Source organism: Neoaquamicrobium sediminum (assembly GCF_013240295.1).
Classification (GTDB): domain Bacteria; phylum Pseudomonadota; class Alphaproteobacteria; order Rhizobiales; family Rhizobiaceae; genus Aerobium; species Aerobium sediminum.
In genome coordinates, this window is sequence record NZ_JABETK010000001.1 from 421,311 (window position 1) to 443,238 (window position 21,928).

The window sequence follows — 21,928 nt, forward strand, 5'->3', positions numbered from 1 at the left end:
GGCGCGGCGGAAGCGCGCCTCAGTGCGGTGCAGCTATGCCGCTGACACCCGGGCGGGCGGGCCGCGACATGCGTCGAAACTCGATCGCGATGTAGATGATCAGCGCCGCAAAGACGATCGCGCCCCCGATCAGTGTACGCGACGACGGCACTTCGCCATGAACCAGCCACACCCATACCGGACCGAACAGAGTTTCGAACGTTGCCAGCAGTGCGGCATAGGCGGCGGGGATGACGCGTGCACCGGTGGCGAAGAAGGCAAGGCCGAGTCCCAGATTGACAGCACCGAAAACGAACAGAAACGCCATGTCGGAACCTGACGCGGCCAGCGTCGAGGCCTGGCTCGCCGCAAAGATGGCAGCAAAGACGGTGCCGAGGCACATGGCGGGCGTCATGCGCACATGCGCGAAACGACGGGTCAGGACGGTCGCAACCGAAAAGGCGAAAACGATCAGGATCGCAAGCCCGTCGCCAACGATCGACATGTTGCCGGTCAACGAATCCGACACCATGATGGCAACGCCTGCGATGACCACCGCAATGGCAAGCCACGTAATCGATGAAATCCGCTCTCCGAACAGCAGGAACGACAAAAGCGCCGCTATCAATGGCGCGCCTGCCTGCATCAGAAGGATGTTGGCGACGGTGGTGTAGGTCAGCGCTATCACGAAGGTCGATGTCGCGATGGCGAAACAGCAGGCGACAGCCAGTCCCGGCAGGCCCATGGCGCCGAAGAGCTGCAGCGTGCCGCGTAAGCCGTCACGCCACAGCATGTACAGAAGAAGGAACGCGGCAGCCCAGATCGAACGCCAGAAGATCGACGTGAACGGGTCGTCCGCCTCGATGAAGCGGGCAATGACCCCGCCCAGGCTCCAGCAGAGCGCAGCCAGGAAAACGAGGAGAAAGCCGATGCGCTCCTCGCGCGCGGCCGGCGTTGCCGACGGCATCTCGTGCTGTGGCGCTGCGTGGGCCATGGCCGCTGTTCCAGACGTGACGAAGGGAATTATCGCTAGCGCGAATGGTCGGGGCTGGCGTGGTCCAGCCACCTCGTCTAGTTGTGGCACCCACGCAAAGCTGGAGGGATGGTATGAAGGCGGCCTGGTACGACCGGAATGGCGAAGCACGTGAAGTTCTGGAAGTCGGCGAGATGGAAACGCCCAAACCGGGGCCGGGCGAGGTTTTGGTGCGGCTGCACGCATCCGGCGTGAATCCCTCCGACGTGAAGAGCCGCAAGGGCCGCCCCATGATCGCGCCGCGCATCATCCCGCACTCGGACGGCGCAGGAATCATCGAGGCGGTGGGCAAAGGCGTCGAGGATAGCCGCGTCGGACAGCGGGTCTGGGTCTGGAACGGGCAGTGGAAGCGGCCGATGGGCACGGCTGCCGAGTATATCGCCGTGCCGCAGGAACAGGCTGTCCCCCTGCCCTCGAACATCGACTTTGCCGTCGGCGCTTGTCTCGGCATTCCGGCCCTGACGGCGCTGCATGCGGTGAGCCTGCATGGCGACATCGAAGGAAAGACCCTGCTGATAACCGGAGCAGCCGCCGCCGTAGGCCACTACGCCGTTCAAATCGCCAAGTTGCGAGGCGCGCGGGTGATTGGCACCGTTTCCCCGGTCCGGCAGGCCCATGCCCGGGCGGCCGGCGTTGACGAACTGATCGACTACCGCCACGAGGACGTCGCCGAGCGCGTCAAGGCGCTGACCGGCGGAAAGGGCGCCGACGGCATCATTGACATGGACCTGTCAAGCACCGCTGCATTGTTGCCCAAGGGCGCACTCGCGCCTCATGGCACCATGGTGTGCTATGGGTCCAATGTCGCCGGCGAGATACCGATCTCCTTTCCGGCAATGTTGTGGGGCAGCCTCAAGCTTTCGGTCTTCGTCGTTTACGACCTGCTGCCTTACGAGAGGACGGCGGCGGTTGACGAACTTACCCGTTTGCTCGAGGCGGACGCACTCAAGCACTCCGTCGGCGCGACTTTCCCGCTCGACGAGATCGCTGCCGCGCACGAGGCCGTCGAAGGCGGCCGGCTGACTGGAAACGTGGTTCTCATCGTCGGATGATCGGGCTCGGGCGTGTCGAGCGTCCAATCCCGCCGCTGTTGGTGCGACTGTCGTGTCAGTTCGTGCTGGAGGAGCACAAGGCCTGTCATGAAATCCATGGCGCATCTCCTGAATTCTTTCGTAATTGAAAGATAGGAGTAGGCATCCGGCGCTTGAACGCCGGAAATCCGGATGCCATGTTTCACTGATGAAAAACATCAACTGGGACGACCTGCAACTCTTCATCGCCGTTGCCCGCGGCGGCGGGCTGTCGGCAGCGGCAAAGGCGTATGGATCGAGCCCCGCCACGATCGGCAGGCGAATGCTGGCGCTCGAGCAGGCGGTAGGCCGGCCACTCTTCATCCGCCGTCAGACCGGCTACGAACTTACCGCCGACGGGCAATCGCTCCTCATCAAGGCGCGCACGATGGAAGACGGCGCGCGGACGATCGACGATTGGCTCGATATGGGCGGCAGGCGGCCGCTGGTCCGCATCTCGTCCGGAACCTGGACGACCAACTTCCTCGCCGACAATTTCGCCCGGCTGTGGACCCCTGACGACCCGTTCCGCATCGCCTTCAAGGCAACCGAGGCGAAGCTGGACATCGCCCATCGCGAAGTCGAAATCGGCCTGCGCAACGCACCGCCGGAAAGCCCGAACCTAGCCAGCAGACGGACCGTGACGGTCGCGCAGGCACCCTTCCGGGCCCGTGGCCACTCGCATCCGGGACGCGAGGAAGGATGGGTCGCGATCGCGCCGGAGGATATGGCGACCCGCTCTGCCCGCTGGCTTGCCGACCATGCCGAGGGCGATGTCGTCGCCTGGGCGAACTCACCGCGCACGCTGCACGATCTGGTCCGCGTCGGTGTCGGCAAGGGCCTGCTGCCCTGCTTTGCCGGCGACCGGGACCCGCTGCTGGAGCGCGCAGGCGATGAGATCGAAGAGCTGCGCGGCGCGCAATGGCTGGTCATGCACAATGACGACCGGCACCGCGCCGAAGTGCGAACCGTCATCGACCGCATCGTGGAACTGGTCAGCGCCCACGCGCCGCTGTTCCAGGGCGATCGGCCGGTCGGCGGAGTGTAGAAGCCAGGCTGCTGCTACTGGAAATCGAACGCGCTGAGACCTGTCGACATCTCGTCGAGGCCTAGCGGCCGTGTGACCGGCGGTTCGGCGCGCGAGAGACAACCGACCCGCTCGCACAGCCGGCAGGCAGCCCCGACCGGGGTGAACGGCACCAGCCCCTTGCCGGAGGAACCGGGGAGAGCCGCGCCGTAGACGACCTCGTCCCTCAAAGCGATATCGCAGCCGATCAGGATCGCAGTGCGCCGAGGGCGCTCGTTGAAGCCGCCTTGCGGCCCTTCCAGCGTACGCGCGATCGTCAGAAACTCGGCGCCGTCCGGCATCTCGACCGCCTCGACCAGCACCTGCCCCGGCTGAGCGAAGGCCGCATGCACCGCGAGCTTTGGGCAGCCGCCGCCGAAACGCGCCTGCGGAAAGCCCTGCGCGCCGGCGCGACGGAAGCGGTTGCCGGCATTGTCCACCTCGAGCATGAAGAAGGGCACGCCCGCTGCGCCCTGCCTTTGCAGCATGGCAAGCCGGTTCGCAGCCTGTTCGAAGGACACACCGAAGCGCGAGCGCAGCACATCGATGTCATAGCGGGCGCGCTGTGCCGCAGCCAGAAACGCCGCATACGGCATCATCAGCGCGTGGGCCGCGTAGCGCCCGAGCTCGAAGCGGGCAAGCCGGCGCGCCTCGTCGCTGCTGAGCTTCAGCGCCTTCAGCTCGGCGGCCACCGCCACCTGCATACGGATGAGGCAGGCCTCCATTGCAACCTCGCGCAACTGGTCGAAGGGCGACAGCCGCTCCGAGATGAACAGGCGCTGCGAATGGCGGTCGTAGCGCCGCCGCCAGTTCGGCATGGTGGCAGCCGGCAGCACCTTGACCACGATGCCGTAATCGCGACGCAGCCATTCCTTCAACGCGGCATAGAGATCGTCGCCGGGCTGGAGGAGCTGGATGAAGGCCTCGGCCTCCTCCTCCAGTGCCGGAAAGTGGTTCGGGCGGCGCTCGAACGTTTCGCGCACCTCATCGATGGGCAAGCGGGCTGAGGAAAGCGTGGTCGCGCGTCCCTCCCGCGCGAGCAGTTCCGAAAGATCGGACAGCCGCTCCGCCTGCTCCTTGTAGGCGCGGAACAGCTTGACGACCGCAGCCGACGCATTGGGCGCGGCTTCGGCCACCTCGAGCAGTTCCTGGTCGCTCGGCAGTTCACCTGAAAGCAACGGATCGGCGAACACCTCGCGCAGCGCGGCGACGGAACCGCCAGCCTCGCCTTGCAGGGCTTCCGGCTCGACATCGTATACAGAGGCAAGCTTAAGGATGAGCTGGACCGTGAGCGGGCGCTGGTTGCGCTCGATCAGGTTGAGATAGGAGGGTGAGATACCGAGCCCCTCCGCCATCGCGGTCTGGGTCAGGCCCATCGCGTTGCGGATCCGGCGAATGCGCGGCCCGGCGAATATTTTCTGGTCAGCCATTTCGCTGCCTTTGACCGGATTTTACAACTTTGCCCATCTGGCAGTATTTACATTTTTTACAAATTTACAGACCGTCTATGTCAAACGCAATACAGCTTCACCCGAATTTTTGCAGCCTTTTCCTGATTTTCCTCGTTGTCTTCGGCAGCGCAATGTAAATCTCGTCACATACGGGGTCGACGAAATTGGCTCCTGAAGAATAGCAAAGATTGCCACGGAGTTTGCAATGACCGATTTTTACAACCTCGTCCCTTCCGCTCCCGAGGGCCGCTATGATGGCATCGAGCGCCCTTACTCCGCTGCGGACGTGAAGCGACTGCGGGGCTCCGTCCAAATCCGGCATACGCTGGCCGAGAACGGCGCCAACCGGCTGTGGCAGCTCATCCACGAAGAAGACTTCGTCAACGCGCTGGGCGCGCTTTCGGGAAATCAGGCGATGCAGATGGTGCGCGCCGGCCTCAAGGCTATCTACCTTTCGGGTTGGCAGGTTGCCGCCGACGCGAACACGGCGTCCGCGATGTATCCGGATCAGTCGCTTTATCCGGCCAATGCAGCACCCGAACTTGCAAAGCGGATCAACCGCACGCTGCAGCGCGCCGACCAGATCGAGACCTCCGAAGGCAAGGGCCTGTCGGTCGATACCTGGTTCGCGCCGATCGTCGCCGACGCCGAAGCTGGTTTTGGCGGCCCGCTCAATGCCTTCGAGATCATGAAGGCCTTCATTGAAGCCGGTGCTGCGGGCGTGCACTACGAGGACCAGCTCGCATCCGAAAAGAAGTGCGGCCACCTCGGTGGCAAGGTGCTGATCCCGACTGCGGCCCACATCCGCAACCTCAACGCCGCTCGGCTCGCCGCCGACGTCATGGGTACGCCGACGCTGGTGATCGCTCGCACCGACGCGGAAGCCGCCAAGCTGCTGACGTCCGATATCGACGACCGTGACAAGCCCTTCGTCGACTACGACGCCGGCCGCACGGTGGAAGGCTTCTACAACGTCAAGAACGGCATCGAGCCTTGCATCGCCCGCGCGGTGGCCTATGCGCCGCATTGCGACCTGATCTGGTGCGAGACCTCGAAGCCCGATCTCGAGCAGGCGCGCAAGTTCGCCGAGGGTGTGCACAAGGCGCACCCGGGCAAGCTGCTGGCCTATAACTGCTCGCCGTCTTTCAACTGGAAGAAGAACCTCGACGACGCGACGATCGCCAAGTTTCAGCGCGAGCTGGGCGCGATGGGCTACAAGTTCCAGTTCATCACGCTCGCCGGCTTCCACCAGCTCAACTTCGGCATGTTCGAGCTGGCGCGGGGCTACAAGGACCGGCAGATGGCCGCCTATTCGGAGCTGCAGGAAGCCGAGTTCGCGGCCGAGGCAAACGGCTACACGGCGACGAAGCATCAGCGCGAGGTCGGCACCGGCTATTTCGACGCCGTCTCCATGGCGATCACCGGCGGGCAGTCGTCGACCACCGCCATGAAGGAATCGACCGAACACGACCAGTTCCGCCCGGCGGCGGAATAACCGGATCAACCGCCCAAGGGCATACCGAAGGAGAAGACCAATGGCGCCCAGAACCCGTGTCAAGGAAAGGGCCGAGGAACAGTCCTCGAGCATGAACATCGACCAGCAGGCCGTCATCCGCATGGTGGCGAACGACCTGCACCGGCTCAATCAGTCCGTCATGAAGGCGGTGGAGGCGGGCGTGTCGGTCGAGCTCGTTCGCTCGGCTCGCCACCATGGCGGCGACGGAAACTGGGGCGACCTGCTGGTGCCGGTGATCGTGACCCAGGCGCGCAACGCCGCCTGACCCGACCGACATTACAAAACCGATGAAGGGCGGCGTGTCGACACGCCGCCCTTCGCATTGATCGACCGCGTCAACACCTGAGCCCCCTTTCCTTCGCTCACCGGGCCCGGCTATACTGGCATATCTCAAACGACCCACCGGTGATTGATGCCCGTCCAGAAGAAGGAAGCCCGGCCTGCCAGCCGCAATGGCAGGACACGCATACCTGCATTCGTGCAAAGCCAAAGGGGCGTGAAGAACTGGAAGGAAGCGTCCGGCTGGCTGGACTGGCGCGGCATTGAGGACATCGAGTGCATCACGCCCGACCAGGCAGGCGTGGCGCGCGGCAAGATGATGCCATCGAAGAAGTTCACCTCGAACACATCGCTCGCTCTGCCCTCGGCCGTCTTCATGACAACGATCTCGGGCGATTATCCGGAAGACGGCAACGGTTTCACCTACCCGGAAGATGACGGCGACCTGAAGCTGCTGCCTGACCTGTCGACACTTTCCGTCGTGCCGTGGGAGAGCGATCCGACGGCGCAGGTCATCTGCGATCTCGTGCACCAGGACGGGCGCTCGGTCGAGTTCACTCCGCGCAATGTGCTCAAGCGTGTGGTCGCTGCGTACGCCGATCGCGGACTCCGCCCGGTGGTTGCCCCGGAGATCGAGTTCTACCTCGTACGCAAGAATCCCGATCCCGATTACCCGCTCGAACCGCCGGTCGGCCGATCCGGTCGCGCCATCGGCGGCGGACAGGGCTATTCCATCGCCGGCGTCAACGAATTCGACGAGCTGATCGACGACATCTACCACTTCTCCGAAGGCCAGGTCTGGAGATCGACACGCTCATCCATGAGGAAGGCGCCGGGCAGCTCGAGATCAACCTGCGCCATGGCGATCCTGTCGAACTCGCCGATCAGGTGTTCATGTTCAAGCGCACGATCCGCGAGGCCGCGCTGAAGCACGAGACCTACGCAACCTTCATGGCAAAGCCGATCCAGCGACAGCCCGGCTCGGCCATGCACATTCACCAGTCGATCGTCGACAGGAAGACGGGAAAGAATATCTTTGCAGCCGATGACGGCAGCGAAACCGAAGCCTTCGGGTATTTCATCGGCGGTATGCAGCGCCACATTCCCAACGCGCTGGTGATGCTGGCGCCTTACGTCAACTCATATCGCCGGCTCACTCAGGCAGCCTCCGCGCCGGTCAACACGAAGTGGGGATATGACAACCGCACCACAGCCTTTCGCGTGCCGCGCTCGGACCCACAGGCGCGCCGCGTGGAAAACCGGATTCCATCTTCAGACGCCAACCCCTACCTCGCACTCTCGCTGCCTCGCTGGCCTGCGGGCTTATCGGCATGATCAACAAGGTGCCGTGCGATGCGCCCGTGGGGACATCGGTGAACGAGGACGAGATCGAGCTGCCGCGCGGTCTTCTGGAAGCGGTGGACCTTTTCGAGAGCGACGACGCGTTGCGCGACATGCTGGGCGAACCCTTCGTTTCAACCTACGCTGCGATCAAGAAGGCCGAGTTCGAGACCTTCATGGAAGTTATCAGCCCGTGGGAACGCGAATATCTGCTGTTGAACGTCTGAATGCCTTACCAATCCCCCATCTCTCCCGGCTTCTCATGGTATGAAGATACCGCTGGCGAGCGACCTGAATATGGGGCGCTCGACGGCGACGTTTCGGCCGACGTCGTCATCATCGGCGGCGGCTTCACCGGCCTGTCAGCAGCAGCGCATCTGGCCAAGGCCGGTACGAATGTCGTGCTGATCGAAGCGCACCGCTTCGGCGACGGCGCTTCCGGTCGCAACGGCGGCCAGTTGGGAACAGGCCAGCGCGCATGGGGGAGGAACTTGAAGCGGAGCTGGGCTTGACGCGTGCCCGCGCCCTCTTTGAGCTGGCAGAAGAGGCCAAGGCACATCTGCTGGGTTTCGCCGAGGCGAACGGCATCGAGATCGACTACGCGCCGGGCCAGATGTCGGTCGTGCACAAGAAGCGCTATCTGGCCGATTACCGGGCCCATCCGGACGTTATAGCCGAGCGTTTCGGCTATCCGCACCTGAACTTCATGGACGCCGCAGAGACGGCCGAACGGCTCGGCTCCAACCGTTACTTCGGTGGCGTCCGCGATACCGGCACGGGCCACATCCACCCGCTGAAGCTGGTCATCGGCACCGCGCGTGTGGCCGCGGATGAGGGTGCGCAACTCCATGAGAAGACAAGGGCCACAGGCATCGCCAACCACGGCGGTAAAGTGCGCGTCACGACGCCTTCGGGAACGATTACCGCCGACAAGGCGCTGATCGCCGTCAACGCCTATGGCGAGAACCTCGAGCCCGAGAGCGCGTCGCACGTGATGCCGATCGGCTCGTTCATCGGCGCGACGGTGCCGCTGGGCAGCGACAGCCCGGTCATTCCCGGAGGCGAGGCGGTCGACGATTCACGCTTCGTGGTGCGTTACTTCCGCAAGTCCAAGGATGGCCGCCTGCTCTTCGGTGGGCGCGAAATTTATGCGCCGGGCAATCCGCATGACATCGCCGTGCACATCCGCCGGCAGATCGCGGAGATATACCCCGCATTGAAGGACGTGGAGATCACCCATTCGTGGGGCGGCTATGTCGGCATCACCATGCCGCGCAAGCCATTTGTGCGCGAGGTGATGCCGAACGTCATTTCCGCCGGCGGCTATTCCGGCCACGGTGTCATGCTGTCCAACTTCGTGGGCAAGCTCTACGCCGAGGCGGTAGCGGGAAACCGAGACAGGCTGAAGCTGTTCGAAGACCTGAAGATACCGCCCTTTCCAGGTGGGCGACGCCTGCGCGCCGCTGCTCTTCCTCGCCCTCAACTGGTATGCGCTGCGCGACAGGATCTAGAGCGGCCAGAAAAAGAGCAGTGCCGGCACCGAGACCGCCACGATGATGATTTCCAGAGGCAGGCCCATTCGCCAATAGTCGCCGAAACGGTAGCCGCCCGGTCCCATGATGATCGTGTTGTTCTTGTGCCCGATCGGCGTCAGGAAGGCACAGGACGCGGCAACCGCGACCGCCATCAGAAACGGGTCAGGCGACACATTCAGACCCTGGGCGATCGACAGCCCGACCGGCGCGGCGATCAGCGCGGTCGCAACGTTGTTCAGAAAATCGGACAGGGTCATGGTTACGATCATGAGGATCGTGAGGATCGCCCAGGCTGGCAGCGCACCGGTCAGCGACAGGATCGAGTCGGCGATCAGCTTGGTTCCTCCCGACGTTTCGAGCGCCAGGCCGAGCGGAATGAGCGAAGCCAGCAGCACGATCACGGGCCATTCGACCGCTTCATAGACCTCGCGCGCCGCGACGACGTTGAAGAGGCAGTATATCGCCACCGCCGCTGCCAGCGCGACGACAAGCGGCACGAAGCCCATGACCGACGACGCGACAGCAGCCGCAAAGACCGCCACGGCAAAAAACGCCTTGCCGCGCTGAATGACCGTGTGGCGCTTGTCAGCCAGAGGCAATACGCCAAGCCAGTCAGTCGCATCCATCACCCGGCTTTCCGGGCCAAGCAGCAACACGACGTCGCCGGGCTTGATCGTCAGCTTGCGGACGCGCTCGCGAAACCGCTTGCCCTGTCGGGAAACGCCAAGCAGCGTAACGCCGCGCCGATACAGAAGCCTCAAATCGAGTGCAGTGCGTCCCACCATGCGCGCATTGTCCGGCACGATCGCCTCGACCAGAACAAGCGACTGACCGCGAATTCCGCCGTGCTTTTCCGACGCCGACGTATTGAGTTCGGCGGCGCCGATGAAGGCCTCGATCGCCTTCGGCTCGCCTTCCAGAACGAGATGGTCACTCTTGCGGATTTCCTCGCTCGCGGCAAAGCCAGGCGGGCGCTTGCCACGCCGCACCAGCCCAAGAATGGCGACGTCGTGCTCTTCGGCCAGGGGGTAAAGTTCATCGACTGGCTTGCCTATCGCCTTGGAATTTTCCTTCACCCCCGCCTCTGCCACGAACAGGCCCGGCTCATCGGCTCCGCCGCGGCAGCGGCCTGTCCCGTTGTCGGTATCAGGCGCCATCCGACCAGCGTCACGAAGGCAATGCCAACGATCGAGCAAATGAGGCCGACGGGAGAAAAATCGAACATCGAAAAGGGTTCGCCAAGGGCGCGCCCGCGAAACTCGGCCACGACGATGTTGGGGGCGTTCCGATCAGGGTGATCATGCCGCCGAGGATGGTCGCGAACGACAACGGCATGAGCGATTGGGAAACAGGTCGCTTGGCCTTTTCGGCAGCCTCGATGTCGAGCGTCATCAACATGACCAGCGCGGCCACATTGTTGATAACGGCCGAAAGGCCTGCACCGATGACCGACATGAAGCCGATATGAGACGAGAGCGAGCGTCCCGAGGACAGCACGACCCGCGCGATCAACTCCACGGCCCCGGCATTCATCATCGCGCGCGAAACGATCAGCACCAGCGCGATGATGACGACCGCTTCATGCCCGAAGCCGACAAAGGCGTCGTGCGGTTCGACGACGCCGCCAACCACAGCAACGATAAGTGCTGCAAAGGCGACGAGGTCGTAACGAATGCGACCCCACACCAGAAAGCCAAACACCACCCCCAGCAGGCAGAAGAGGAAAATCTGCTCGTAAGTCATGCGGTGCCTCGGCGTCTATCGGGAGCGGGGTCGAGAGAGTTGCTCAGATGCAGCGGCCGCCATCGACCTCGAGCGCGACGCCGGTGATGAATGCCGCTTCGTCAGAAGCGAGCCACAGCGCGGCATTGGCAATGTCGAGCGGCGTCGAGAGCCGCCCGAGCGGGATCGAGGCGCGGAATTGCGCGCGCTTCTCGGGCGTGTCCTCGCCCATGAACTGCGCCAGCATGCCGGTCTCGCCGGCCACCGGGCACAGGCAGTTGACGCGTATGTTCTTCGGTGCCAGCTCGACTGCCATCGACTTGGTGGCGGTGATCGCCCAACCCTTGGAGGCGTTGTACCAGGTCAGGCCCGGACGCGGCCGCAGGCCGGCCGTGGAGGCGGTGGTTATGATCGATCCCCCGCCCTGCTTTTCCATGATCGGTGCAACGGCCAGAGTGGAATAGTAGATCGCCTTCATGTTTACGGCGGCGATTAGGTCGAAGGTTTCTTCCTCGATCGAGAGCATGTCGCCGTTGCGGTGCGTATAGCCCGCATTGTTGACCATGATGTCGACGCGGCCGAAGGCATCCATGGCTGCGGCGACCATCTCGTCGATCTCGGACCTCAACGATACGTCAGTCTGCACATGCACGGCCGCTTCGCCGATCTCCCTGGCAACCCGCTCGGCGCCCTTCACGTTGAGGTCGGCAACAACAACCTTCGCACCTTCTTCGGCAAAGCGCTTTGCCATGCCCTCGCCGAAACCCGACGCGGCGCCGGTTATGATCGCGACCTTGTCCTGCAGACGTGCCATATGCGTTGCTTTCCTTCTTGCTTGTTGCCCGCCTCTCGCTGCAGCGGCGGGCACAGTCACACAATACAAACCGACGGATTTCGATCCGCTCAGCCGTGATTAAAGACGACCGTCTTGGTCGCCGACATGTCGTAAAGCGCCTCGAACCCCTTTTCGCGGCCATGGCCGGACTTCTTGAAGCCGCCGAATGGCAGCTCTATGCCGCCGCCCGCACCATAACCGTTGATGAACACCTGCCCGGCACGCACGCGCTTGGCGACGCGGTGCTGGCGGGCGCCGTCCTTCGTCCATATGCCGGCGACAAGACCGAACTCGGTGCCGTTGGCCAGACGGATCGCCTCTTCCTCGCCCTCGAACGGGAAGAGTGTCAGCACCGGACCGAAGACCTCTTCCTGCGCGACCGCAGCGCGCGGATCGACGGCGCCGAACAGCACAGGCGCCTGGTAGTAGCCGCCTGCCGGTGCATCGACATGAACAGAACCCTCGGCAAGCACCGATACGCCCGCTTCCCTGGCCGCCGCGATCATCGCTGCGACACGAGTCTGCTGCGACTTGTTGATAAGAGGTCCGAGGTCGAGGTCGGCGTCATGCGGACCGGCGACAAGTGCGGAGAACCGCTCTGCGAGAGCCGAAGCTATCTGCTCATAAAGCGGCTTCTCGATCAGCACGCGGCTGCCCGCAGAACAGGTCTGGCCGCCATTCTGGATGATCGCATTGACCAGCACCGGCAGTGCCGCCTCGACATCGGCGTCGGCGAACACGATCTGCGGCGACTTGCCGCCAAGTTCCATGGTCACGCCGCGATTGTTGACGGCAGCGGCCTGCTGGATAGCCGTGCCGGTCATCGGCGAACCGGTGAAGGTGACGTAATCGACCAGCGGGTGGGAGGAGAGTGCGGCGCCTGCGTCGCGGCCATAGCCGGTGATGACGTTGAAGACACCTTCGGGCACGCCGGCCTCTAGCGCGAGCTGGGCAATGCGGATCGTGGTGAGCGATGCGTCTTCTGCCGGCTTCACCACCAGCGTGTTGCCCATGGCAAGAGCGGCGCCGGCAACGCGGGCCAGAATCTGCATCGGATAGTTCCAGGGAATGATGCCGGCAACGACGCCGTGCGGCTCGCGCAGCGTCAGCGCGGTATATCCGTCCAGGAACGGAATCGTGTCGCCGTGGATCTTGTCGCCCGCGCCGCCATAGAACTCATAGTAGCGCATGGTGGCGGTCACATCCGCCCTGCCCTGCCGCACCGGCTTGCCGGTGTCACGCGATCGAGCGCGGCCAGTTCGTCGCCATTCTTCTCGACGAGCTGGAACAGGCGCGTCAGGCAGCGCCCGCGCTCCACCGCCGGCATGCGGCTCCACGGCCCTTCATGAAAAGCCTCGTGAGCCGACCTGACCGCGCGGTCGACATCGGCTGCATTGGATGCGGGAATGGATGAGAACACCTTCCCATCGGACGGCGACGCGACATCGATACGCATCCCGGAAAGCGAATCGGCCGGCTTGCCGTCTATGAGGTTCATGAAGGCTGCGCCTTCGGCGACGGTGCGGGAAAAGGGGGTGCCCATGGTCGACAGTCTCCAGCGTTCGCGATCGTGCCGGTCCTATCGGCTTGAAAGCGCGGGCGCGATGGACCAGTCTTGCCGCGTGACAAACCCAGCGCGGCAAAAGGTGTCAAGGGCTACACAGCCGAATATCGGCACTGGCCATTTTAAATCGATTAGATTATACGCCTTTTGCAGATGCGAAGTGCAGGATTCCCGCGACCGACATGACCAGCCAGATCATCCCCGTCGACCCGTTCGACTTCATCATCTTCGGCGGCACCGGCGATCTCGCCGAACGCAAGCTGCTGCCGGCGCTCTATCAGCGTCAGATGGCCGGCCAGTTTTCGGAGCCGACTCGCATCATCGGCGCGTCGCGCTCTTCGCTGTCGGATGACGAGTACCGGGAATTCGCCCGCAAGGCGATCACCGAACATGTGAAGCCCGATGAAATCGTCAATGGCGAGCTCGACAGCTTCCTGGCGCGACTTTCCTACGTGCCGGTGGATGCGAAATCAGGAGAAGGCTTCGAGCGGCTGAAGGAGGCCATCGGGGACAGCACGGCCGTGCGCGCCTTCTACCTCGCCGTGGCCCCGGGCCTTTTCGGTGACATTGCCGGGCATCTCGCCAAACACGGCCTCAATGAAGGCGATCCGCGCATCGTCGTGGAGAAGCCGATCGGCCGCGACCTTGCCTCGGCGCGGGCACTGAACGACGCCATCGGCTGCGTGTTCAACGAACAGCAGATTTTTCGCATCGATCACTATCTCGGCAAGGAGACGGTGCAGAACCTGATGGCGCTGCGCTTCGCCAACACGCTCTACGAACCGCTGTGGAACTCGGCGCATATCGACCATGTCCAGATCACCGTCGCGGAAACGGTGGGGCTGGAAGACCGCGTCAGCTATTACGACAAGGCCGGCGCGCTGCGCGACATGGTGCAGAACCACATGCTGCAGCTTCTGTGCCTGATGGCGATGGAACCGCCTTCCTCCATGGATGCCGACGCGGTGCGCGACGAGAAGCTGAAGATCCTGCGCTCGCTGAAGCGGATCAACGGCAACGAGGCGCCAAAGCTGACGGTGCGCGGCCAGTACAAGGCGGGTGCATCGGCGGGCGGTGCGGTAAAGGGATACGCCGAGGAACTCGGCAACGACAGCGACACGGAAACCTTCGTCGCCATCAAGGCAGAGATTGCCAACTGGCGCTGGGCCGGCGTGCCCTTCTACCTGCGCACGGGCAAGCGCCTCGCCGAACGCGTCTCGGAAATCTGCATCCAGTTCAAGCCGGTGCCACACTCGATCTTCGACGACAGCGCCGGCGTCGTCACCGCCAACCAGCTCGTCATCCGGCTTCAGCCCGACGAGGGCGTCAAGCAGTGGATCATGATCAAGGACCCGGGTCCCGGCGGCATGCGGCTGCGTCACGTGCCGCTCGACATGAGCTTCGCGGACGCCTTCGAGGTGCGCAACCCGGATGCCTACGAGCGCCTCATCATGGATGTGGTGCGCGGCAACCAGACGCTGTTCATGCGCCGCGACGAGGTCGAGGCGGCATGGCAGTGGATCGATCCGATCCAGGCCTCGTGGGAAGAAAACCGCCACACCGTGCAAGGTTACACCGCCGGCACATGGGGCCCTTCTGCGTCCATCGCGCTGATCGAGCGCGACGGGCGGACCTGGCACGAGAGCATGTGAGTCTGGAGATGGCTGCATTTCCAGACTGGCGGATCTATTCCACGTCGCAACAGCTCGCAACCGCGCTGGCGACAGAGGTGGCGCGTGTTCTTTCTGCCGCCATCAAGGATCGCGGGACGGCACTGCTGGCAGTATCGGGCGGCACGACCCCCGGGCTCTTCTTCGACGCGCTCTCGCAACAGCCGCTGGACTGGAAACGCGTGATCGTCACGCTCGTGGACGAACGGCTGGTTCCGGAAAGCTCGCCGCGCTCCAACGCAGCGCTGGTGCGGAGCAGGCTTCTGCGAGGCAAGGCAAATGCCGCCCGGCTCGTTGGTCTCTACCATAAGGATGCAAACGCCGAAGAAGCCGCGACTGCGGCTTTGCAGATTTGCGCGATCTCCCGATGCCCCTCGATGCCGCCATTCTGGGAATGGGAACGGACGGCCACACCGCATCGTTTTTTCCCGACGCCGGAAATCTCGACGCATTGCTCGATCCGGACAAAGAGGCTCTCGTATTGCCGGTTCACGCTCACAGCGCCGGCGAGCCGCGGCTGACCCTCTCGCTGGGGCGTCTTCTGGAAGCGCGCTTCCTCGCGCTGCATATCGAAGGGGCGGAGAAACGCGCGGTGCTAGAAAACGCACTTGCCCCAGGCGGCGACCTGCCGGTCAGCGCGGTTTTTGCCTATGCGGAAAGGCCGGTCCCCGTCTATTGGGCCGGCTGAAAGGACGGACAGCCATGACAGCCAGACCTGAGATCGAAGCCATCACAGCACGTATCCGGGAGCGGTCGAAGCCGACACGGGAGGCCTATATTGCGCGTGTCGACGCCGCGATCTCCAGCGGCCCACACCGTAGTGTGCTGTCGTGCGGCAACCTCGCTCATGGCTTCGCGGCCTGCGGCCCCATCGACAAAGCCGCTCTTGCCGGAGACCGCGTCGCCAATCTCGGCATCGTGACATCTTACAACGACATGCTTTCGGCGCATCAGCCGTTCGAAACCTTCCCGCAGCTCATCAAGCAGGCGGCGGCTGACGCGGGCGGCGTGGCGCAGGTGGCCGGCGGAGTTCCGGCCATGTGCGATGGCGTGACTCAGGGCCAGCCGGGCATGGAACTGTCACTGTTCTCGCGCGACGTGATCGCGATGTCGGCGGCGATCGGCCTGTCGCACAACATGTTCGATGCCGCCGTCTATCTGGGAGTCTGCGACAAGATCGTCCCCGGCCTGCTGATCGCCGCGCTGACCTTCGGCCACCTGCCGGCGGTGTTCATCCCGGCAGGGCCGATGACGTCGGGCCTTCCCAACGATGAGAAGGCGCGCGTGCGCCAGCTCTATGCCGAAGGCAAGGTGGGTCGCGCCGAGCTCCTCGAAGCGGAGTCCAAGTCCTACCACGGACCGGGCACCTGCACGTTCTATGGCACGGCCAATTCCAACCAGATGCTGATGGAGATCATGGGCCTGCACACGCCGGGCGCGTCCTTCGTCAATCCCAACACGCCGCTGCGCGACGCCCTGACCCGGGAAGCCGCCAAGCGTGCCCTTGCCATCACCGCGCTCGGCAACGAGTTCACGCCGGTGGGGCGGATGATCGACGAGCGTTCCATCGTCAACGGCGTTGTCGGCCTCAACGCCACCGGCGGGTCGACCAACCACACCATCCACCTGATCGCGATGGCGGCTGCCGCCGGCATCCGGCTCACCTGGCAGGACATATCCGAACTTTCGGATGCAACGCCGCTGCTGGCGCGGGTCTATCCCAATGGGCTTGCCGACGTGAACCACTTCCATGCTGCCGGTGGCATGGGCCTCCTCATCCGCGAACTGCTGGACGACGGGCTGCTGCATGAGGACGTGCGCACGGTCTGGGGCGAAGGACTGCGCAACTACGCCATCGAGCCGCATCTGGCTGACGACGGCTCCGTCTCGCGCGCACCGGCCCCCGAGAAAAGCGGCGACGACAAGGTGCTGACGACGGCGGGCAAGCCGTTCCAGCCGAGCGGCGGCCTGAAGGTGCTGAAAGGCAATCTAGGGGCGGCGATCATTAAGGTTTCGGCCGTAAAGCCGGAGAACCGTGTCATCGAGGCTCCCGCGCTAGTGTTTCACAGCCAGGAGGCGCTGAACGAGGCGTTCAAGGCAGGACAACTCGACCGCGACTTCGTCGTCGTCATCCGCTTTCAGGGGCCGAAGGCCAACGGCATGCCAGAACTGCACCGGCTGACGACTGTCCTCGGAATCCTGCAGGATCGCGGCCGCAAGGTCGCGCTGGTGACGGACGGACGCATGTCAGGCGCATCCGGCAAGGTGCCGGCGGCAATCCACGTGACCCCGGAAGCGCTCGACGGCGGCATGATCGGCCGGATCGAGGATGGCGACGTGATCCGCCTCGATGCGGAGGCCGGTACGCTAGAAGTGAAGGTGGGGGACGGCGTTCTGGCAAGCCGGGCTCCCGCCGCACCGGATCTTTCGGACAACGGGTTCGGCATGGGCCGCGAACTTTTCGCCGGCATGCGCGCCCTGGCACTACGCGCCGATGCGGGTGCAGGTGCCTTCGGTTAGATTTTCAGGCTGGCAGGCGAGTTGTCTGCCAGCCTGAACTCTATTGAACCGTGATCGGAACCCGGGTCAGAACCCGACGTCCACCGGGCGCTTCGAGAACGTAACGCAGCTCATAAGCTCCAGGTTTTTCGGGCGCCGTCAGCTTCGCGGTGCCATCCTCCGACTGCGCGACATAAAAGTATGCGAGTTCGCCTGAGGTCTCCGAATGCCCCTGAGGCACCAGATCGATGTAGTCCTGATCGGCCCTGGGGCCTGTCCATTCGACAGCAAAGGTCGTTCCGGTCTCCACGGCTTCGGGGGCGTTGAGCGTCGCGGCGGCAGGCGTCACCGCGATCGGCTGGCTGGCCATCACGCGTCGGCCCCCAGGAGCCTCCAGAACATAGCGCACCTGATACTCACCGGCATCGCCTGGCGCCTGCATGGTCGCCGTCTCGCCGTCTGGCGAACCGTCGATGTAGAAATAAGCCGTCTCGCCGCTCGGCTCCGTGTGCCCTTCGGGCACAAGGTCGAGATAGTCGCCGCTCGAAGCCGGTCCCGTCCAATGGATGTCGATCTTCTCGCCCGCGCCGACAGTCGGCTGAAAAGCAAGGCTCACAGCCGCGTCGGAAACTTCCAGCGGGATCGACGTCAGCATGCGGCGACCGTCCGGCCCCTCGAGGATGTAGCGGATCTGGTAGTCGCCGGCCTTGCCCGGCGCCTCAATCTTCGCCGGATTGCCGCCCTCGACATAGAAGTAGGAAATTTCGCCTGAAACCTCGGTATAGCCGGCGGGCACGATGTCGATGTAGTCGCCGCCGGAGTCGGGGCCTTTCCATTCGACATTGAACGCTTCTCCCACCGAGACCTTCGGTGGCGCGACAAGCGCAACCTCGCTGTCGATCACGCCAATCGGCTTCGAAGCCAGCACGTGGCGACCGTCCGGCCCCTCCCAGACATAGCGCACGACGTAGTCGCCGACCTTGCCAGGCACGCGGATCGGCAGCGGGCTGCCGCGATCGACATAGGCATAGGCAAGCTCGCCGGACACTTCATCATATCCCGCGGGCACGATGTCGATGTAGTCGTTGCCCGTGCCTGGACCGGTCCACGACACCTCTATGCCTGAGCCGATCGGCGCGGAATCCGGCGCCGTTACAGCCGCCTCGGGCAGGACGACAGGTTCCGGCTTTTCCGGTTGCTCCGCGCGCGCCGAAGCCGGCGGGGCGGCGACGGTCTCGCTGAGAGCTTCGTTCAGCCCTTGCCCATCGCTTGCCTGGATATAGCGGCCGCCGGTATTTTCGGCGAGGCAGGCGACCTGCCGGCCCTCGTCCCGAGAGAGGCCGAAACCGACAACGTGGGCGGTGAAGTCGACGCCCGATTGCTCGAGTTCTTTGCCGAGTGCGCAGGGGTCTGCGTTGCACGTCTCGATACCGTCGGTAATCAGGACGACGGTGGCTTTGTCCTCGGTGTAACGCAGCGCCTCCGCGGCCTGGCGTACCGCATCGGAAAGCGGCGTCTTGCCGAGAAACTTCATCTTGTCTGCGGCAGCCGCGATGGCGTCAGCGGTGCCCGCGGCCGGTTCGACCACCAGTTCGATGTCGGTGCAGTTTCCCTTCTGCCGGTGACCGTAGGCCATCAGACCGAGTTCGCGATCGGCCGGGATTGTCGGCAATACGGAGCGTAACGTCTCGCGCGCGATTTCCAGCTTGGGCTTGCCGTCTATCTGGCCCCACATGGAACCCGAAGCATCCAGGACGATAATCGTCCGTTCAGCCGACCATGCAGCGAGGGACGATGCCGCCACCATTCCCGCCGCAGCAAGACCCATCACAATCGCCCGCATCCGCCACCTGTGTCCATGTCGCCTAAATTCCCCAGCGGAAGCTAATGGACGATCACGGGGCCGGCAACGGCAAAGTGGGTGCTAGTACATCTAGTCTAGGCCGGAGCTCTGAAGACCTCCGGTTTGGCTCTGCCACGGTGTTCGCACGCCGGTGCTCACGACGCGGCTTGCGCCTCCAGCGCCGGCCCTGCCGGGAAGATGCCGGACATGACGGTGAAGCCGGGGACGCGGCGAACCCGATCGGTCCAGCGGCGCAGGGCGGGGTAATCCTGGCGGGATACCTCCGCCTCGTCGGAAAGCATCACATAAGGAAAACAGGCGATGTCAGCCGTCGTCGGATGGGCCGGCCGGCAAAGCCAGTCGCGCCCTTCCTTCTCACCGAACCAGAGATGTTCGTCCATGATGCGGAAGATGCGGTGCGCGCCCTTTTGCGCTTTCTCCAGATCGAAGTCGTAGAACATGCCCAGCACCAGCCGCGCGGCGGATACGGTCGACGTCAGGTCGTCGCCGACGGCATGCCAGCGCAGGATTTCAGCCATCGTCGCCGGGTCATCGGGAAACCACTGGCCGGACCTGTCGTATTTGCGCGCCAGATAGACGAGGATCGCACCGCTGTCCGACAGTGTTTCCTCGCCGTCCTGCAGGACCGGCAACTGGCCGAAAGGATTGAGCTCGAGGAACCAGTCAGCGCGATGCTCGCGGCCGGGATAGAAATCAACCGGCACCACCTCGTAAGGCACCTTGAGGATGCTCATGAGCAGGCGCAGCTTGTAGCAGTTGCCGGACAGCTCGAAATCGTAAAGCTTGATGGCCACGTCAGATATCCAGAACCAGACGAGCGGATTTGGCGCGCGACACACAGGTCATTATCGCCTTGTTTGCGCGCTTCTCGCTTTCGTTGAGATAGACGTCCTGATGGTCGACCTCGCCTTCGATCACCGTGGTCATGCAGGTTCCACACGCACCCTGCTCGCAGGATGAAAGCACGGTAACGCCAGCCTCGCGCATCACCTCCAGGATGGTCTTGCCAGCGGGCACCTGCAGCGTCATCGCGGAGCGGGCAAGCTCAATCTCGAAGGAGGAGCTGTCGTCGATCACCCGGTCGTTCCTGAAATACTCGAAATGGACCGCCTCGTCCGGCCAGTCGAGATCGGCTGCGAGCGCCCTCACCATCTCCAGCATCGAACCCGGCCCGCAGATGTAGACGTGCTGGGCGAAGCTCCAGCGGCCGAGCGCTTCGCCGATGGTCTGCCTGATCGCGTCTCGGGCGAGCGCATCATGCACCGTTACCTTGCCGCGCAGGGCATTCAGCCTGTCACGGAAAGCTGCGGCGTCGGCATCGCGAACGAAGTAGTGCAGTTCGTAGGGCAGGTCCGACTTGTCGAGGAACCGGGCCATGGAAAGGATCGGCGTAATGCCGATGCCTGCCGCGACGAGTACGGTGCGCGTTGCATCGCGGCGGAGCGGGAAGTTGTTGCGCGGTTCCGAGATCGTCAGCAGGTCGCCTTCGCGGACGCTGTCGGCCAGCGCATGCGAACCGCCCTTGGAAACCTCCTCCCGCTTGACGCCGACCACATAGCTCAGCAATTCGCCGGGACCGTTGGTGATCGAATATTGCCTGACCAGCCCATTTGGAAGATGGACGTCGATATGCGCCCCAGGCTGGAAGGTCGGCAGGTGGCTGCCGCTACGGTCGGCAAGCTCGAAACCGGTCACGCCGCGCGCCGTCTGCCACTTCCGCTTGACGACGACGATCATTGTGCCGCCGTGCGGCACGGCGATGTCGGGCATCGTGGCAAGTTCGGCCGAGACCTTCTCGTAGGTAGGCTGCAGCGGGGCTGGCGCGGGCTTGCGTGCCGCCGAACGTTCCAGCCGGTCGCGCAACTTCACCAGGAGGCGGTTCCTGTCACGCAGCAGTGCGAGCGTGTCGGTTCGCGGATCAGCGATGAGGCCACGGATCACGCTGCGACCTGCATCAACGGGCTGCACGAAGTAGACCGCGTCGCCGGCGCGAACGGTGAGGCTATCCGGGGATTCTGCGTCAAAGGCCTTTGCGAGGCCTGCGGCCACATCTTCAGGGGCTACATTGACAGGCATCGGTCGCAGAGGCAGCCACGTCCCCGCTCCCGCTGGCGGCAGGTCCGGAAATGCCGCGTTTTCGCTCGGAGCCGACCAGACGAGCCCGAATGCTTCCCGCACCGGATAGGTCCTGTTCTGGATGCGGCGCGCCGGCGCGTCGGCCGGATGAGCAGGAATGTATGTGCAGCCGGCGGAGCGGTTCGCATAACGCCAGCCGTGATACTGGCATTTCAGCTCGCCGCCCTCGTTGATGCCGATCGAAAGCCGCACGCCACGATGCAGGCAGCGGTTTTCCCAGATGTTCACATTGCCGTCGTCGGCGCGCCACACCGCAAGTTCGCGACCGAGCAACTGGCCGTGGAAGACGTGCCGGAAAGGCAGGTCGTCACTGGAGGCGATGGGATGCCAGCGGGCATCGTCGATGGAAAGGGTCATGGTTTCAACGA

13 protein-coding genes and 5 pseudogenes are annotated in these 21,928 nt (G+C 63.9%); 10 read left to right on the forward strand and 8 right to left on the reverse strand.

The window, feature by feature from the left end; translation table 11 throughout:
* Window positions 1-19 precede the first annotated feature (19 nt).
* A complete protein-coding gene (locus HK436_RS02030; protein WP_173186939.1) occupies window positions 20-973 on the reverse strand; it encodes a DMT family transporter in 954 nt (317 codons plus the stop codon).
* A gap of 113 nt (window positions 974-1,086) precedes the next feature.
* On the opposite strand from HK436_RS02030, the gene HK436_RS02035 reads away from it, so the two are divergent.
* The gene (locus tag HK436_RS02035) at window positions 1,087-2,064 is read left to right on the forward strand and encodes an NADPH:quinone reductase (RefSeq protein ID WP_173186941.1); all 978 of its coding nucleotides are present in this window, start codon (window positions 1,087-1,089) and stop codon (window positions 2,062-2,064) included.
* Between the two features lie 187 nt (window positions 2,065-2,251).
* Window positions 2,252-3,130: a LysR family transcriptional regulator gene (locus HK436_RS02040; RefSeq protein ID WP_173186943.1), complete on the forward strand. Its 879-nt coding sequence runs from the start codon at window positions 2,252-2,254 to the stop codon at window positions 3,128-3,130.
* Between the two features lie 14 nt (window positions 3,131-3,144).
* Here the strand turns inward: HK436_RS02040 and HK436_RS02045 are convergent, their stop codons facing one another.
* Window positions 3,145-4,578 (reverse strand): helix-turn-helix domain-containing protein, encoded by a 1,434-nt coding sequence (locus tag HK436_RS02045; protein ID WP_173186945.1) that lies wholly within the window; start codon window positions 4,576-4,578, stop codon window positions 3,145-3,147.
* A 226-nt stretch (window positions 4,579-4,804) separates the two neighbouring features.
* On the opposite strand from HK436_RS02045, the gene aceA reads away from it, so the two are divergent.
* The 5 genes and pseudogenes from aceA to HK436_RS02065 all read left to right on the forward strand — a co-directional run bounded on the left by aceA (window position 4,805) and on the right by HK436_RS02065 (window position 9,246).
* Window positions 4,805-6,094 (forward strand): isocitrate lyase, encoded by a 1,290-nt coding sequence (gene aceA / locus HK436_RS02050; protein WP_173186947.1) that lies wholly within the window; start codon window positions 4,805-4,807, stop codon window positions 6,092-6,094.
* Between the two features lie 40 nt (window positions 6,095-6,134).
* Window positions 6,135-6,380 carry an SMc00767 family acetate metabolism repressor gene (locus tag HK436_RS02055; RefSeq protein ID WP_173186949.1) on the forward strand — a complete coding sequence of 82 codons (246 nt, stop codon included), beginning with the start codon at window positions 6,135-6,137 and terminating at the stop codon, window positions 6,378-6,380.
* 390 nt (window positions 6,381-6,770) lie between these two features.
* Window positions 6,771-7,729 (forward strand): annotated as a pseudogene (locus HK436_RS02060) (glutamine synthetase family protein).
* Window positions 7,726-7,962, forward strand: a complete 237-nt coding sequence (locus HK436_RS32225) for a hypothetical protein (protein WP_280515573.1) — start codon at window positions 7,726-7,728, stop codon at window positions 7,960-7,962. Before HK436_RS02060 ends, HK436_RS32225 begins: the two are co-directional and overlap by 4 nt.
* Window positions 7,963-9,246: pseudogene (locus HK436_RS02065) on the forward strand (NAD(P)/FAD-dependent oxidoreductase).
* On the opposite strand, the pseudogene HK436_RS02070 reads toward HK436_RS02065, so the two are convergent.
* The 3 genes and pseudogenes from HK436_RS02070 to HK436_RS02080 form a co-directional block, all read right to left on the reverse strand.
* Window positions 9,243-11,013: pseudogene (locus HK436_RS02070) on the reverse strand (SLC13 family permease). The pseudogenes HK436_RS02065 and HK436_RS02070 sit on opposite strands and share 4 nt — an antisense overlap.
* Window positions 11,014-11,056: 43 nt before the next feature.
* Window positions 11,057-11,806: an SDR family oxidoreductase gene (locus HK436_RS02075; RefSeq protein ID WP_173186951.1), complete on the reverse strand. Its 750-nt coding sequence runs from the start codon at window positions 11,804-11,806 to the stop codon at window positions 11,057-11,059.
* An 89-nt stretch (window positions 11,807-11,895) separates the two neighbouring features.
* Window positions 11,896-13,370, reverse strand: a pseudogene (locus HK436_RS02080) (aldehyde dehydrogenase family protein).
* Between the two features lie 203 nt (window positions 13,371-13,573).
* Between HK436_RS02080 and zwf the strand changes: the two are divergent.
* The 3 genes and pseudogenes from zwf (at window position 13,574) to edd (ending at window position 17,581) form a co-directional block, all read left to right on the forward strand.
* Window positions 13,574-15,043 (forward strand): glucose-6-phosphate dehydrogenase, encoded by a 1,470-nt coding sequence (gene zwf / locus HK436_RS02085; RefSeq protein WP_173186953.1) that lies wholly within the window; start codon window positions 13,574-13,576, stop codon window positions 15,041-15,043.
* Window positions 15,044-15,051: 8 nt separating this feature from the next.
* A pseudogene (pgl, locus tag HK436_RS33345) lies at window positions 15,052-15,749 on the forward strand (6-phosphogluconolactonase).
* 14 nt (window positions 15,750-15,763) lie between these two features.
* Complete coding sequence (gene edd, locus HK436_RS02095) at window positions 15,764-17,581, forward strand: phosphogluconate dehydratase (protein WP_173186955.1); 1,818 nt, start codon at window positions 15,764-15,766, stop codon at window positions 17,579-17,581.
* Window positions 17,582-17,621: 40 nt separating this feature from the next.
* Here edd and HK436_RS02100 read toward each other — a convergent pair whose 3' ends face one another.
* From HK436_RS02100 to HK436_RS02110, 3 genes are all read right to left on the reverse strand, one after another.
* Window positions 17,622-19,388 carry a vWA domain-containing protein gene (locus HK436_RS02100; protein ID WP_244648454.1) on the reverse strand — a complete coding sequence of 589 codons (1,767 nt, stop codon included), beginning with the start codon at window positions 19,386-19,388 and terminating at the stop codon, window positions 17,622-17,624.
* 170 nt (window positions 19,389-19,558) lie between these two features.
* Window positions 19,559-20,218 (reverse strand): glutathione S-transferase family protein, encoded by a 660-nt coding sequence (locus HK436_RS02105; protein ID WP_312860463.1) that lies wholly within the window; start codon window positions 20,216-20,218, stop codon window positions 19,559-19,561.
* Between the two features lies 1 nt (window position 20,219).
* Window positions 20,220-21,917 carry a Rieske 2Fe-2S domain-containing protein gene (locus tag HK436_RS02110; RefSeq protein WP_173186959.1) on the reverse strand — a complete coding sequence of 566 codons (1,698 nt, stop codon included), beginning with the start codon at window positions 21,915-21,917 and terminating at the stop codon, window positions 20,220-20,222.
* Window positions 21,918-21,928 lie beyond the last annotated feature (11 nt).

Bases quoted from the DNA above. Each gene is read 5' to 3' on its own strand.
- HK436_RS02030 (WP_173186939.1), bottom strand. From the start codon at position 973: ATGGCCCACGCAGCGCCACAGCACGAGATGCCGTCGGCAACGCCGGCC.
- HK436_RS02035 (WP_173186941.1), top strand. From the start codon at position 1,087: ATGAAGGCGGCCTGGTACGACCGGAATGGCGAAGCACGTGAAGTTCTG.
- HK436_RS02040 (WP_173186943.1), top strand. From the start codon at position 2,252: ATGAAAAACATCAACTGGGACGACCTGCAACTCTTCATCGCCGTTGCC.
- HK436_RS02045 (WP_173186945.1), bottom strand. From the start codon at position 4,578: ATGGCTGACCAGAAAATATTCGCCGGGCCGCGCATTCGCCGGATCCGC.
- aceA (WP_173186947.1), top strand. From the start codon at position 4,805: ATGACCGATTTTTACAACCTCGTCCCTTCCGCTCCCGAGGGCCGCTAT.
- HK436_RS02055 (WP_173186949.1), top strand. From the start codon at position 6,135: ATGGCGCCCAGAACCCGTGTCAAGGAAAGGGCCGAGGAACAGTCCTCG.
- HK436_RS32225 (WP_280515573.1), top strand. From the start codon at position 7,726: ATGATCAACAAGGTGCCGTGCGATGCGCCCGTGGGGACATCGGTGAAC.
- HK436_RS02075 (WP_173186951.1), bottom strand. From the start codon at position 11,806: ATGGCACGTCTGCAGGACAAGGTCGCGATCATAACCGGCGCCGCGTCG.
- zwf (WP_173186953.1), top strand. From the start codon at position 13,574: ATGACCAGCCAGATCATCCCCGTCGACCCGTTCGACTTCATCATCTTC.
- edd (WP_173186955.1), top strand. From the start codon at position 15,764: ATGACAGCCAGACCTGAGATCGAAGCCATCACAGCACGTATCCGGGAG.
- HK436_RS02100 (WP_244648454.1), bottom strand. From the start codon at position 19,388: ATGGGTCTTGCTGCGGCGGGAATGGTGGCGGCATCGTCCCTCGCTGCA.
- HK436_RS02110 (WP_173186959.1), bottom strand. From the start codon at position 21,917: ATGACCCTTTCCATCGACGATGCCCGCTGGCATCCCATCGCCTCCAGT.